General features: G+C 61.0%; 8 protein-coding genes. 5 read left to right on the forward strand and 3 right to left on the reverse strand.

Annotation, left to right across the window (positions count from 1 at the left end; translation table 11 throughout):
* Window positions 1–147: 147 nt before the first annotated feature.
* Window positions 148–2127, forward strand: coding sequence for a bifunctional tRNA (5-methylaminomethyl-2-thiouridine)(34)-methyltransferase MnmC2/FAD-dependent 5-carboxymethylaminomethyl-2-thiouridine(34) oxidoreductase MnmC1 (gene mnmC / locus IF199_RS21745; RefSeq protein ID WP_192558675.1), 1980 nt, complete (start codon window positions 148–150; stop codon window positions 2125–2127).
* 18 nt (window positions 2128–2145) lie between these two features.
* Here mnmC and IF199_RS21750 read toward each other — a convergent pair whose 3' ends face one another.
* Window positions 2146–6978 carry an NEL-type E3 ubiquitin ligase domain-containing protein gene (locus IF199_RS21750; protein WP_192558676.1) on the reverse strand — a complete coding sequence of 1611 codons (4833 nt, stop codon included), beginning with the start codon at window positions 6976–6978 and terminating at the stop codon, window positions 2146–2148.
* Between the two features lie 298 nt (window positions 6979–7276).
* On the opposite strand from IF199_RS21750, the gene IF199_RS21755 reads away from it, so the two are divergent.
* The 4 genes from IF199_RS21755 (at window position 7277) to IF199_RS21770 (ending at window position 12337) form a co-directional block, all read left to right on the forward strand.
* Window positions 7277–9049: an N-acetylglutaminylglutamine amidotransferase gene (locus IF199_RS21755; protein ID WP_192558677.1), complete on the forward strand. Its 1773-nt coding sequence runs from the start codon at window positions 7277–7279 to the stop codon at window positions 9047–9049.
* Window positions 9050–9052: 3 nt separating this feature from the next.
* The gene (gene ngg, locus IF199_RS21760) at window positions 9053–10798 is read left to right on the forward strand and encodes an N-acetylglutaminylglutamine synthetase (RefSeq protein WP_192558678.1); all 1746 of its coding nucleotides are present in this window, start codon (window positions 9053–9055) and stop codon (window positions 10796–10798) included.
* Window positions 10799–10859: 61 nt separating this feature from the next.
* Window positions 10860–12050: an osmoprotectant NAGGN system M42 family peptidase gene (locus tag IF199_RS21765; RefSeq protein WP_096820998.1), complete on the forward strand. Its 1191-nt coding sequence runs from the start codon at window positions 10860–10862 to the stop codon at window positions 12048–12050.
* Window positions 12051–12109: 59 nt separating this feature from the next.
* Complete coding sequence (locus IF199_RS21770) at window positions 12110–12337, forward strand: YheU family protein (protein WP_003236706.1); 228 nt, start codon at window positions 12110–12112, stop codon at window positions 12335–12337.
* A 5-nt stretch (window positions 12338–12342) separates the two neighbouring features.
* Here IF199_RS21770 and csrA read toward each other — a convergent pair whose 3' ends face one another.
* Together csrA and IF199_RS21780 are read right to left on the reverse strand one after the other, a co-directional pair.
* A complete protein-coding gene (csrA, locus tag IF199_RS21775; protein WP_102620500.1) occupies window positions 12343–12528 on the reverse strand; it encodes a carbon storage regulator CsrA in 186 nt (61 codons plus the stop codon).
* A 136-nt stretch (window positions 12529–12664) separates the two neighbouring features.
* Window positions 12665–12997 carry a YnfA family protein gene (locus tag IF199_RS21780; protein ID WP_085710895.1) on the reverse strand — a complete coding sequence of 111 codons (333 nt, stop codon included), beginning with the start codon at window positions 12995–12997 and terminating at the stop codon, window positions 12665–12667.
* Window positions 12998–13019: the final 22 nt, after the last annotated feature.

Raw genomic sequence — 13019 nt, forward strand, 5'->3', positions numbered from 1 at the left:
AAGACTAGCGGATTGGGCACAGACACGGCACAGAAATTCCCGCCGGCGGCGGATTGTCCTTGAGTCATCAGCGACAAGGCTTGCCATGGATCAAGCGCCGCCCGCGTGATCGGCTAGAATGGCCGCCTTGCCGTTGCCGAGCCTGCCATGAAACCTGTAATGCCCCACGCCCAACTCGACTGGGATGACCAGGGACGCCCGCGTTCGCGTGTGTTCGACGATGTGTATTTTTCCGATCAGTCGGGGCTGGATGAAACCCGCTACGTGTTCCTCGAACAGAACCGTCTGGCCGAGCGCTTTGCCGCGTTGCCGGCGGGCGGGCGACTGGTGATCGGTGAAACCGGGTTTGGCACCGGGCTGAATTTTCTCTGCGCCTGGCAGTTGTTCGAACAGCACGCGGTGGCCGGTGCGCGGCTGCATTTCGTCAGCGTCGAAAAGTTTCCGTTGAGCCCTGCCGACCTGCAGCGGGCGCTGGCGCTGTGGCCGGACCTCAAGCCACTGGCCGATCAACTGCTCAAGCATTACGTGGCAATCCATCAGGGTTTCCAGCGCATTGTTCTGGATCACGGTCGAGTGACCCTGACGCTGTTGATCGGTGATGCGCTGGAGCAGTTGCCGCAACTGGACGGCCAGATCGACGCGTGGTTTCTCGACGGTTTCGCCCCGGCGAAAAACCCGGAGATGTGGACTGCCGAACTGTTCGCCGAACTGGCGCGGCTGGCGGCGCCCGGTTCGACTATCAGCACCTTTACCAGCACCGGTTGGGTGCGACGACTGCTCAACGCCGCCGGCTTCAAAATGAAGCGCACGCCGGGCATCGGTCACAAATGGGAGATTTTGCGCGGCGAGTTTCTCGGCTGGCCGCAAGATGTTCCGTTGCCCGCAGCGGAAAAACCATGGTTCGCTCGCCCGGCGCCATTGAGCAGTGAGCGACGGGCACTGGTGATCGGCGCCGGTCTGGCCGGTTGCGCCACGGCGGCCAGCCTCGCGGCGCGGGGTTGGCAGGTCAGTCTGCTGGAACGGCATGCGGCGGTGGCGCAGGAAGCCTCGGGCAATCCCCAAGGCGTGCTGTATCTGAAATTGTCCGCCCACGGCACCGCGCTGTCGCAGTTGATCGTCAGCGGTTTCGGCTACACCCGCCGCCTGTTGGAAACCCTGCAACGTGGCACCGACTGGGATGACTGCGGCGTGCTGCAACTGGCGTTCAATGAAAAGGAACGCGAGCGGCAGGCGCAACTGGCGGCCGCGTTTCCCGAAGACCTTCTGCAATGGCTCGATCAACCCGAGGCTCAGGCCCGCGCCGGGATCGGTCTGGCGCACGGCGGTTTGTATTATCCCGAGGGCGGCTGGGTGCATCCGCCGGCCCTGTGTCAGGCACAATCCGCACAGCCTGGCGTCACGCTGCTCACCCATCAGGAAGCCGTGGAGCTGCGCAAGGTCGAAGGTCAGTGGCAAGCCTTCGACGGTGAACGATTGATCGCAACAGCGCCCGTCGTGGTGCTGGCCGGTGCCGCCGAGATCAAGCGTTTCCCCCAGAGTGCCGACCTGCCCCTCAAGCGTATCCGCGGGCAGATCACCCGACTGGCGCAGACCTCGCAAAGCCAGGCGCTGGCCACGGTGGTCTGCGCCGAAGGCTATGTGGCACCGGCACGGTTGGGCGAGCACACCCTCGGTGCCAGTTTCGATTTCAACAGCGACGACCTGACCCCGACTACCGCCGAACATCTGGGCAATCTGGCGATGCTCGAAGAGATCTCCACGGATCTGGTCAGCCGTCTGCACCTCAGCGAGCTCGATGCTGACAGCCTTCAGGGCCGCGCAGCCTTCCGGTGCACCAGCCCTGACTACCTGCCGATTGTCGGTCCACTGGCCGACCGCGAAGCCTTCACCGAGGCTTATCGCGCCTTGAGCAAGGATGCCCGGCAAGTGCCGGACACTCCCTGCCCGTGGCTGGACGGTCTGTACGTCAACAGTGACCACGGTTCACGCGGTTTGATCACCGCGCCATTGTCTGGCGAGTTGCTCGCGGCATGGCTGGACAACGAACCGCTGCCGCTGCCCAGAGCCGTGGCCGAAGCCTGTCATCCCAACCGCTTTGCCCTGCGCCGACTGATTCGTGGCAAATGACACCCTCTGCGAAGGCAATCAGTCACCGGGCGCAATGCAGGTCCCCCTCTCGATCAACTCCGTCACCTGCAGGGTCAACCGTTGCAGCAAGGCATTTTCGGTCTGTTCCAGCCGGGTGGCGCAGAGGTTCATTTCACTGAGGTAATCGGCAGAGCTGAGTTCTTCAGCCCTGTCGAACAATGCCTGAACCTCCACTTGATGAGGCACCCGGGCATCGTCGAACTGCTGCGCAAAACTGTTCTTCACGTAGTCGCTCCAGAACGGCTGGCGAACCAGAAAATCCAGCCATTTGGGGGACAGTTCAGCCGTCTGGATTCGATTGATAGCCGTTACCAGATCATCACTCGTCACATCGGCGACTTCAGCGTAACGCATGTGCGAGGGCTGCCCCGGCAGATCGAATGCCCGCGCCAGCCCCGTGCGATAGGCAAGGGTCACTTCCAGCGGGTCGGGTGATCCTTGATCCCGGGCGTGCTCCGCGGCGATCAGGTCGATTTGCTCAAGCTGGAACAAGCCTCGCGCAAGCCTCATCAGCACTGCCGCCGACACCTGCCGCCCCCCGGAAACGCGCAACACATTGCGCACATGCACGGCGACCTCCAGATGACTGAAGTTCAGCGCTGCGCTATCCGTGCAATTGATCGGGTTGGCCGCCAGATTGAAAATCTGCTCGCGCAGTTCGGCGTTGGCCTGCGTCGCCTCAAGCACTGTCCAGACGCGCCTGGACATATCCTCTCGCACGAATTCGGAGTCAGCGGTATTACCCAGCTCCGCCAGCAAATGAAACAGGCCTTCAGCCATCGGATCGTCGTTGATCGCGTTCCATGTTTGCAGCCGCCTGGAACCCACTGTTCCTCCGGTCTCGGTCAGCCAGATCGAACGTGCCTGGTGTTCATCCAGGCGCGCGATATCGTTTTCCAGATACCCCATACCGACGCCGATTTTCTTGCGGTAGTTCTCCAGATGAGTGCTGCTGAGATCGGAAATCGGGTTGTTGCGCAGATTGATCGTTTCACTGAAGCGCCGGGGTGTTTCAAACAGCCACTGCGGCAAATCACGAATGTCGTTGTCACGCAGGTCCACCCGATCCAGATGGGGCAAGCGCTGCAAACCTTTAGGCAGCTCCGTGGTGCGGGTGTTACGCACGCTGAGGTCAGTCAGCTCAAACATCTCGCTGACATCCAGCGTGGCCCCAAGGGGATTTTCGCTCAGGTCCAGGCTTTGCAGATTGCGCATCCGCGACAGTTTTACCAAGGCCTGCTCAGTCAACTGAATCCGGTTTTGCCCCAGACCCAGACGCCTGAGGTTCGGCATGAGCGAGACCACCTCCGGCAATTGCGTAAGCCTGTTGCGACCTAGTTCAAGCGTCTCGAGGTTCTTGAAGGCTTTGAGGAAATAGGCGACATCGTTGTCCAGATGCATGTTTTGCAGAGACAGATGCCTGACATGGTCAAAGGTCAGCCCGGGTGGCAGGATCGGCAGTTTTCCGAACCGCATGCCATCGAGCTTCAGGCCATACGCCGAACGATAGAATTCGTCGGGCAGGAAGATCAGTCGGCGAAAACTGTCCTCGATCTCGTACGCCACAAGATGCCGACATTCGCGCACCTCGCTCAGTACCCCGCCCTCTGCCTTGATAGCCACGGCATCGTCCATCCAGGTATCGAGCACCTCGCGCAGTCGCTCCAGATCATCCTGCAACTGCCTGACCCGGAGTGCCCGAGTCAGATGGTCGCTGCCCAACTGGTCAAGAAACTCCCGGGCCTGCATATCGGAAAACAACGGGAAGAGTTTTTTCACCTTGCGTAACAAACGCTGTGGATGATGCGTCGCCTCGCCGGGTGGATTGGAGAGCGTACATACCGACTCCCGAATCGCCGGCTCGAACCGGTCACCGTTCAACAACCGGTTACTTCCCTCACGCTCATCCAGTGCGCTGCTGAGCAATTGGCTTCGCAGACGCCAGCCGTCTTCAGGCCTGGCCTCTGCCAATCCAATGGCCTTGATCTGGCGAGGTGAAAGGCCTTTGAGGATGACCTGATAAAGGCTGTCGGGCCCGAAAACCTGACCGAGCGATTTTGCCTGGCTGTCGAATCCTTCGTAGCCGTTTTCGAGCCTGACCAGCGTGAGCGAGTTCCCGGGAGTGAGGGGTTTCTTGCCAAGGGTCTGCAGCAGGTTGCCCCTGAGTGACTGAGCACGCAGTTCAAGGTAAAGCTGCGGATCCCAGCCGCTGAGTTGCGGCAACAGACCGATGGCCAGTTTCTCGGTATCGGCATTGGCAACCTCAGCCAGGTAGAACCCTGTCAGCGCCCGATCCAGGCGAATATTGCTCGTTGCCTCACTCAACCGTTGCGCAAGGCCCATGGGCACTCGTCCGGTGGTACGCAGAAGCAAGCGCTCGACACTCGAAGCCTGTCGGATCAGTTCCTGAGCGTAACGCGCCGGCACATCGGGAAATGCTTGCCTTGCCTTGAGCACCTCACTGTCCAGGGTCTGGTCATAGCGCCGGTACAGGTGGTCGAACATCGAGCGACGATCAGCCTTGACCGCGGCACCGAGTACCTTTGCCAACGCCACCCCTTGGTCAGCCGGCGCAACGTTCGCGCCGACCAAAGCTTCCACTTCTTTGGGATACAGGCCGTCGATGACGGTCTGCAGCAATTCGCCCCTTTCCAGTTGGGTGTTGCTGACAATAACGCTCAGAGTGTCATCATCAATCGAACCGGGTGGAAAGGTCGCAGCAATACCGCCGTCCTCATCCACGACCTTGATGTAGCGATCCTGTGGCCAGTTCGCAAGTCTGGGCAGCACATGCATCTGTTCCTGGACATGACGGGGATCAGTCGCCTCACCACGCTCCATGGCGACAATGAAGTCACGGCCCCGGCGCTCAAGGCCGAACCGTTCGATCATGTCTCGCAAACGGGGGGGCAGTGGCAGGCTGTCGTCGCTCAGCCGATGCAGTTCATCGAAGCGAGTGTCGGACAGACGCCGGATCATCTCCAGACGACTGTCATCGAGTCGCGCCAACGGCGGATCGATGCGTTTGAGTGTGTAAGCCCCGGACCATTGCTCGCTCGGCTCCGAGGCATGACGCCAGCCCCCGTGCTGATTGCGCTTGAGTATCGGGGCATAAGCCTCCGGGCGGACAGGATGCTGAATGCGCCAGCTCCTGGAAACCGGATCCCGGACCACGGCGTAGGCTCGATCGTCGACGCGGGCAAAAACCTTGCCGTCAGCCTGATACAGGCCTGTCGCGTCAGATTCAGCCCCCGCCCCTGCCGGTAAAGGTTGTTCATAGGCACTCAGTTGCGGCTTCCACAATCGGGACTGTCCATTGCGGTCAAGAATGGCGGTGAAAGGCTGGAAGAAGTCCGGGTGTTTTTGAACCGTCTTGATCGCCAGGGATTTCAGGACCTTGACGCCGGCACCCACGGCGGCCATCAAGGCAAGATTTTCCGCCACGCTGAGCAGGTGTGAAAAGGCTTCCTGACGGTCACCCCGATTCCAGTCCTCGATCCCTTCGTACACCTCAGCGAGCATTTGTCCGATCGCGACGCCTATCATCAATTGCCCCAGTACCGGCACGACGAACCCCGCCACGTTGGCGATCGTCATGCCGATTTCCAAGTACTGGATCAATCGTTTTTTGCGCTCTTCTTCATCGACATCGGCCGTCGGCACGGCGAGCGCACGGGCATCGAGTTGCAACTTGCCGACATGGCTCTTGAGCATGAAGTCGAACAGCGGACCGGTCATCTCCAATTGTTTGACGTGCCCCAGGCTCTCCGTGTCGGCAAACGTCTTGAAAAAATCGACCTTATCGACTTCGCCGATGCAGTGGGTGAAGTAACTTTTGTAACTGCCCACCCCCAGTTTGAACTCCAGGTACGCGACGAACGCCTTGAAGCTGGCGTACTCGTACAGCGGCTGACCGGGTTCGCCGGGCATGTACACCAGACACCATTGATCGGGATCCAGCTCGATCGATTTTTCGGAGAACACCACGACACCCCAGAGGCAGCTGTCGAGTGCTTCAATGCCCTGCATGATCAGCGGCCGGCCCTTGAACTGAAGGCTTTTGGCATCGACGACGCCTCCGGCATCGATCAAGCGCTGAACCGTCTGGAAGCCTTCCCGGGAAACGTGTTCCTTCATCAGCGCCAGGTGCAGATCCAGTTGCAGCATCTGCTTTTTCATCACCGAGATATTGCGAACCATCGGGCCGGTGGCGACCCGACTGCCATTGACCTCCTTGACTCCAAACACCTGCTGGAAATGTTCCTGGTATAGCCGGCCCAGATCCAGCTCCCGGCAGAATGCGGCGAACGCCGTCGGTGTCAGACCGGGAACGCCATCAGGTTTGCTGGCAATCCGCACGACGCTGCCTTCAGGGAAATAATCGGCTTGCGCCTCGTCTTCCGTGAAGTTCTGCATGGCCGCTTCGAGCAGCGTCGGGGTCGCCGGCGGAATGACTTTCTCCCCACCTCCAGACGGGGTCACCGCTTCACAACCGCAATAGCTTCCCGGCAACTCCAGATGGTCTTTCTCGACATCGAACACAGCCAGCCAGCGCGCAGTCAGGGCGCGATTCAACTGTTCGATGCAAAAATGCTTGAGCGATTGCAGCCGGCTCAGGTCTGTCTCGACTTGAGCCTGGGTTGTGTGCAAGTCACGCGCGGTCTTGTCCAGTGCCGCCAAGGTGTCGGCACTGGCCTTGAGCAGCACAGGGGGGAAGCTTTTCTGCAATGCCCTGGCGGTGTCCAGATCGCCTGTGGCCTCCAGCAAAAAGCTCAGTTTCTGTTTTTCCGTGAGGGTGATCGGTGTGACCGACACTGGTGTAGTGGACATGGGCAATATTCCTTTATTGCTGTTGAGTCCCTTCACCCTAGCGATCCCGTCATCAAATAAAAAACACGAATAACTGCCCGTTCGGGCCCGCAAACAAGCAGCAATCCGTATGTTTCGAATACTTATCTACTACCTGACACTTCAGCCAGACTGGTAACGGCCCACCGGTCAGACCAACGCACTTATAACTGATCGTTCTAAAACTCCCACATCCGAGCCGGGTCAGTTTCTGGGTACCGGCCACTTCGGCGCGGTTCAGCGACACCCTCTCCCCAACGGAAAAACCGGTAAGGACTTTATGTGCGGATTAGCTGGCGAGTTACGCTTTGATCAACAACCTGCAGACCTTGCAGCCATCGAGCGAATCACCCATCACCTGGCCCCTCGCGGCCCTGATGCGTGGGGGTTCCATGCCCAGGGGCCGATTGCCCTGGGCCATCGACGCCTGAAAATCATGGACCTGTCGGACGGCTCGGCGCAGCCGATGATCGACAGCCAACTGGGCTTGTCCCTGGCCTTCAATGGCGCGATCTACAACTTCCCGGAACTGCGCGCCGAACTCGAAGCGCTCGGTTATGCGTTCTACTCCGGCGGCGACACCGAAGTGCTGCTCAAGGGCTATCACGCCTGGGGCGAAGCGCTGCTGCCGAAACTCAACGGCATGTTCGCCTTCGCCATCTGGGAGCGCGATGCCCAGCGCCTGTTCATCGCCCGCGACCGCCTCGGCGTCAAACCTCTGTACCTGTCGCGCACCGGCCAGCGCCTGCGCTTTGCCTCGGCCCTGCCGGCGCTGCTCAAGGGCGGTGACATCAACCCGATACTCGATCCGGTGGCACTCAACCATTACCTGAATTTTCACGCTGTGGTGCCAGCGCCGCGCACCTTGCTGGCCGGCATCGAAAAGCTGCCGCCAGCAAGCTGGATGCGCATTGAAGCGGACGGCACCACCGAGCAGAAAACCTGGTGGACGCTGCCATACGGCCCACGCGACGACGAGAAAAATCTGACCCTGGAAGACTGGCGCGAGCGCGTGCTCGACAGCACCCGCGAAGCCGTGGCGATCCGCCAACGGGCGGCGGTGGATGTCGGCGTATTGCTTTCCGGCGGTGTCGATTCGAGCATGCTGGTCGGCCTGTTGCGCGAAGTCGGCGTGGAAAACCTGTCGACCTTTTCCATCGGTTTCCAGGATGCCGGCGGCGAACGCGGTGATGAATTTCAATATTCGGATTTGATCGCCAGACACTACGGCACCCAGCACCATCAACTGCGCATCGACGAAAAGGAAATCATCGAGCAACTGCCCGCCGCCTTCCGAGCCATGAGCGAGCCGATGGTCAGCCACGACTGCATCGCCTTCTATCTGCTGTCCCGCGAAGTGGCCAAGCATTGCAAAGTGGTACAGAGCGGCCAGGGCGCCGACGAATTGTTCGCCGGTTATCACTGGTATCCGCAGGTGGACGGCGCGGCCGATCCGTATGCGGCCTACCGCGAGGCGTTTTTCGACCGCAGCTACGACGATTACGCCGCCACGGTGCAGCCTAAATGGCTGACAGCGAATGACACTGCCGGCGACTTCGTGAAGGAACATTTCGCACAGCCCGGCGCCGATGCGACGGTCGACAAGGCCCTGCGTCTGGACAGCACGGTGATGCTGGTGGACGACCCGGTCAAACGCGTCGACAACATGACCATGGCCTGGGGCCTGGAAGCGCGCACGCCGTTTCTCGACTATCGCCTGGTGGAATTGTCGGCCCGTGTTCCGGGCAAATTCAAACTGCCCGACGGCGGCAAGCAGGTATTGAAAGAAGCCGCGCGACTGGTGATTCCGAGCGAAGTGATCGACCGCAAGAAAGGCTATTTCCCGGTACCGGGCCTCAAGCATCTGCAAGGCGACACCCTGAACTGGGTACGCGAACTGCTGCTGGATCCGGCCCAGGATCGCGGCCTGTTCAACCCCGCCATGCTCGACAAATTGCTGACCGATCCACAAGGCCAGTTGACCCCGCTGCGCGGCTCCAAGCTGTGGCAACTGGCGGCCCTGAACCTGTGGCTCAGCGAACAAGGAATCTGATCGATGAAACCTCACGCCACGGCTTACAGCCAGCGGCTGCTGCGCGGTCAGACACCGTCCTACGAACGCTTGCAGGCGCGGCTGGCCGAAGATGGCAACCAACCGAGCGCCGAGCCGATCGCCGTGCATTGCGGCTGGGGCCGCTTGCTGATCGGCCACACCTTTCCCGACCCGGCCAGCCTCGCCCAAGAGTTGCTCAACGAGCAGCCGGGCGAACGCGATATTGCGCTGTACGTGGCCGCGCCGCAGCAGGTTCTCGGCCTGGAGCCGACTCAACTGTTTCTCGATCCGTCCGACACGTTGCGCCTGTGGTTCAGCGATTACCGTCAGGCAACACGGGTGTTTCGCGGCTTCCGCATCCGTCGTGCGCAAAGCGAAGAGGACTGGGAATCGATTAATCAGCTGTATCAGGCACGCGGCATGCTGCCGATCGATGCCACCCTGCTCACTCCGCATCATCAGGGCGGCCCGGTGTATTGGCTGGCCGAGGACGAGGACAGCGGCGCGGTAATCGGCAGCGTCATGGGCCTCAATCATCAGAAGGCTTACAACGACCCGGAAAACGGCAGCAGCCTGTGGTGCCTGGCGGTCGATCCGCAGTGTTCGCGCCCCGGTGTCGGTGAAGTGCTGGTGCGGCATCTGATCGAGCACTTCATGAGTCGGGGTCTGAGTTACCTCGACCTGTCGGTGCTGCACGATAACCGCCAGGCGAAAAACCTCTATGCGAAGCTCGGTTTTCGCAACCTCTCGACCTTTGCGATCAAGCGCAAGAACGGCATCAACCAGCCACTGTTCCTCGGGCCGGGGCCGGAGGCCGCGTTCAATCCCTATGCACGGATCATTGTCGAGGAAGCCCATCGGCGTGGCATCGATGTGCAAGTGGACGATGCCGATGCCGGGCTGTTCACCCTCAGCCATGGCGGTCGCCGGGTGCGTTGCCGCGAGTCGCTGAGCGACCTGACCAGCGCCATCAGCATGAATCTGTGCCAGGACAAGAGCCTGACCCATAAAGTGCTGAAAAGCGCCGGGTTGAATGTACCGGCACAGCAACTGACAGCGAATGCGGACGACAATCTGGCGTTTCTCGACGAGCATCAGCGGGTGGTGGTCAAACCGCTGGATGGCGAGCAAGGCCAAGGCGTGGCGGTGGATCTGCAAAGCATCGAAGAGGTGCAGCAAGCCATCGAAACGGCGAAGCAATTTGACAGCCGCGTGTTGCTCGAAAGCTTCCACGAAGGCCTCGACCTGCGGATTCTGGTAATCGGTTTCGACGTGGTTGCCGCGGCGATCCGCCGACCGGCCGAAGTGGTCGGCGACGGCCATCACTCCATCGGCGCGCTGATCGAAGCCCAGAGCCGACGCCGGCAAGCGGCCACCGGCGGCGAAAGCAAAATCCCGCTGGACCACGAAACCCAACGCACCTTGCACGCGGCAGGTTACGACTACAGCAGCATCCTGCCGGCCGGCGAGCATCTGTTCGTGCGGCGTACGGCGAACCTTCACACCGGCGGCACCCTGGAAGACGTCACGGCGATTCTGCATCCGACCCTGGTCGATGCCGCGGTGCGTGCGGCGCGAGCACTGGACATTCCGATGGTCGGGCTCGACCTGATGGTGCCCGCCGCCGATCAGCCGGAGTACGTGTTCATCGAAGCCAACGAACGGGCGGGCCTGGCCAACCATGAACCGCAGCCGACGGCCGAGCGGTTTGTCGATTTGCTGTTTCCGCACAGTCAGCCGGCCGTTTGATCTCTCTTCAGCGTCATTCCCGTGTCGAACGCGGGAATGACGCCCCGCAACAGGAGTTTCCATGACCACCCACATTCCCGAACCGGATCTGAACTACCTGCAAAAAGTCCTGCTGGAGATGCTCGCCATTCCCAGCCCTACCGGGTTCACCGACACCATCGTGCGTTATGTCGCCGAGCGGCTGGAAGAGCTCGGCATCCCCTTCGAAATGACCCGTCGCGGCACCATCCGCGCCACGCTCAAGGGCAAAAAAAACAGCCCCGACCGTGCAGTGTCAGCGCACCTGGACACCATCGGTGCCGCCGTGCGCGCGGTGAAAGACAACGGGCGCCTGACCCTGGCGCCGGTCGGTTGCTGGTCGAGCCGTTTCGCCGAAGGCAGCCGCGTCAGCCTGTTCACCGACAACGGCGTGATTCGAGGCAGCGTGTTGCCGCTGATGGCTTCCGGGCACGCCTTCAACACCGCCGTCGACGAAATGCCGATCAGTTGGGATCACGTCGAACTGCGCCTGGACGCCTACTGCGCGACCCGCGCCGATTGCGATTCGCTGGGCATCAGTGTTGGCGATGTGGTGGCGTTCGATCCACTGCCGGAGTTCACCGAAAGCGGCCATATCAGCGCCCGACATCTGGACGACAAGGCTGGGGTCGCCGCACTGCTCGCAGCGCTGAAAGCCATCGTCGACAGCGGTCAGGAGTTGATGATCGATTGCCATCCGCTGTTCACCATCACCGAGGAAACCGGCAGCGGCGCGGCGGCGGCCTTGCCGTGGGACGTCAGCGAATTTGTCGGGATCGATATCGCGCCGGTCGCGCCCGGCCAGCATTCCAGCGAACACGCAGTCAGCGTGGCGATGCAGGATTCCGGCGGGCCTTACGACTATCACTTGTCGCGACACCTGCTGCGTCTGGCCGGTGAGCATGAGTTGCCGGTGCGCCGCGACCTGTTTCGCTATTACTTCAGCGACGCCCATTCGGCCGTAACCGCCGGCCACGACATTCGTACCGCCCTGCTCGCCTTTGGTTGCGATGCGACCCACGGCTACGAACGCACGCACATCGACAGCCTCGCCGCGCTGAGTCGTCTGCTGGGGGCGTACATCCTGAGTCCGCCGGTGTTCGCCAGCGATGCGCAACCGGCCAACGCGTCACTGGATCGCTTCAGTCACCAGATCGAGCACGAGACGCAGATGGAAAGCGACACCCGGGTACCCTCGGTGGACAGCCTGGTGGGGCAACGCTCGGACAGTTGAGTCTGGCCCTCGGCGGTCATTCGCCGTAGCATCCCGACATTGATTTAGCCGAGGTGCCCATGCTGATCCCCTACGACGCGCTCGAAGTCGACACCCTCACCCGCCTGATCGAGGACTTCGTCACTCGCGACGGCACCGACAACGGTGACGACACCCCACTGGAAACCCGCGTATTGCGGGTTCGCCAGGCCCTGACCAAAGGTCAGGCGCTGATCGTCTTCGATCCGGACAGCGAGCAGTGCCAGTTGATGCTCAAGCACGACGTGCCCAAGCACCTGTTCGACTGAAACAGTCAGTGGCCCTTGCCGTTGGCCTGTTTGCGCTGGATCCGCTCATAGACTTCGGCACGGTGCACGTTGACCTGCTTTGGCGCCTCGACGCCGAACCGCACGCTGGAGCCGTTGACCGCCAGAACGCGCAAAGTGATGTTGTCGCCGATGGAAATCAGTTCACCGACAACACGGCTGAGTACAAGCATGAGGGTTGTCCTTCAAGGTTTTCGAGCCTTGAAGATGCGCGGCTTTCGAGCGCCCTACAATGCGCTGCGGGCAAATCAGTCAAACCCTACGCGCCCGGGTGCTTTGGCCTTCAGACGTTTCCTTCAAGCCGGTGTTTCAGGTCGCCGAAAACCGTGGCCCGAACAGAATCACGCTGGCACCGATCACGCACAAGGCGACACCGATCCAGTCCGACCCCAGCGGACGAATGCGCTCGACCACCGCCAGCCAGCCAATCGACGCAATGATGTAGATGCCGCCGTAAGCGGCGTAGGCGCGACCCGCATAGGTCGCTTCAACGCGCGTCAACAACAGTGCAAACAAGGTCAGGCTGAGCAGCGCCGGGATCACCCACAGGGCGCTCTTGCCCTGGCGCAACCACATCCAGAATGCGAAACAACCGGCGATTTCGAACAGCGCGGCGAGGAAAAACCACAAGTAGTTGAGCATGCAGATGACTCGTCAGGGTGAC

The sequence above is a fragment of the Pseudomonas allokribbensis genome, from assembly GCF_014863605.1.
Taxonomy (GTDB): Bacteria; Pseudomonadota; Gammaproteobacteria; order Pseudomonadales; family Pseudomonadaceae; genus Aquipseudomonas; species Aquipseudomonas allokribbensis.

What these genes read in the sequence shown, in the direction of transcription:
- mnmC (WP_192558675.1), top strand. Translation starts at nt 148, where the DNA reads ATGAAACCTGTAATGCCCCACGCCCAACTCGACTGGGATGACCAGGGA.
- IF199_RS21750 (WP_192558676.1), bottom strand. Translation starts at nt 6,978, where the DNA reads ATGTCCACTACACCAGTGTCGGTCACACCGATCACCCTCACGGAAAAA.
- IF199_RS21755 (WP_192558677.1), top strand. Translation starts at nt 7,277, where the DNA reads ATGTGCGGATTAGCTGGCGAGTTACGCTTTGATCAACAACCTGCAGAC.
- ngg (WP_192558678.1), top strand. Translation starts at nt 9,053, where the DNA reads ATGAAACCTCACGCCACGGCTTACAGCCAGCGGCTGCTGCGCGGTCAG.
- IF199_RS21765 (WP_096820998.1), top strand. Translation starts at nt 10,860, where the DNA reads ATGACCACCCACATTCCCGAACCGGATCTGAACTACCTGCAAAAAGTC.
- IF199_RS21770 (WP_003236706.1), top strand. Translation starts at nt 12,110, where the DNA reads ATGCTGATCCCCTACGACGCGCTCGAAGTCGACACCCTCACCCGCCTG.
- csrA (WP_102620500.1), bottom strand. Translation starts at nt 12,528, where the DNA reads ATGCTTGTACTCAGCCGTGTTGTCGGTGAACTGATTTCCATCGGCGAC.
- IF199_RS21780 (WP_085710895.1), bottom strand. Translation starts at nt 12,997, where the DNA reads ATGCTCAACTACTTGTGGTTTTTCCTCGCCGCGCTGTTCGAAATCGCC.